At 72.3% G+C, this 672-nt stretch carries 1 protein-coding gene; it reads right to left on the bottom strand.

The genetic code is table 11. From position 1 onward, the window contains the following. On the bottom strand, nucleotides 1-590 hold a 590-nt coding region (locus tag D180_RS19570), incomplete at its 3' end, for a glutathione S-transferase family protein (RefSeq protein WP_017914102.1). Nucleotides 591-672 lie beyond the last annotated feature (82 nt).

Here is a 672-nt window from a genome sequence, read left to right as displayed (position 1 = left end):
GCGCGCTGCACCGCCGGCCGCGCCGCCATGCGCTCGGCGTAGGCGCGGGTCGGCGCCGGCGGGTCGAGCAGGCCGAACGCCAGCATCCAGCCCAGCGCGCTGCCCCACAGCACGTCGGCGGCGCTGCAGCGCGCGCCGAGCAGGTAATCGCCGCGCGCCAGTTGCGCGTCCACCACCGCCAGCACGGTATCGCAGTCGGCATAGGGCGACATCGCCCGCGGTGGCGGCTCGCGCTTGAGCGCGCGGTCGACCAGGGCCGGCTCGAAGCAGGCGCCGTAGAACGCCAGCCAACGCAGGTAGGGGCCGCGCAGCGGGTCGCCGATCGGCGGTGCCAGCCCGGCCTCGGGATACAGGTCGGCCAGGTAGGGGTAGATCGCGCCCTGCTCGGTCACCACCGCGCCGGCGTGCACGATCGCCGGCACCTTGCCCATCGGGTTGATCGCCAGGTAGTCCGGCGCCAGTTGCGCCTGCCGGTCGAAGTCGATGCGCTCGATGGCGTAGTCGGCGCCCAGCTCCTCGAGCAGGATCAGCACGCCGCGCGAGCGCGAATGCGGGTTGTGGAACAGGGTGATGTGGCGGTCGCTGGTCATGGGCGGCTCCTGGCTGGTCGGTGCGAACACCCTAGACCCCATTGCGGACAGATCCTGTCCGCAATAGCGTGCGCCGATGTCA

The organism is Xanthomonas sp. SHU 166 (genome assembly GCF_000364685.1).
In the GTDB taxonomy this organism is placed as follows: Bacteria; Pseudomonadota; Gammaproteobacteria; order Xanthomonadales; family Xanthomonadaceae; genus Xanthomonas_A; species Xanthomonas_A sontii.
The sequence above is the reverse complement of the archived record's forward strand: the minus strand, read 5'-3'. Positions and strand labels throughout refer to the sequence as shown.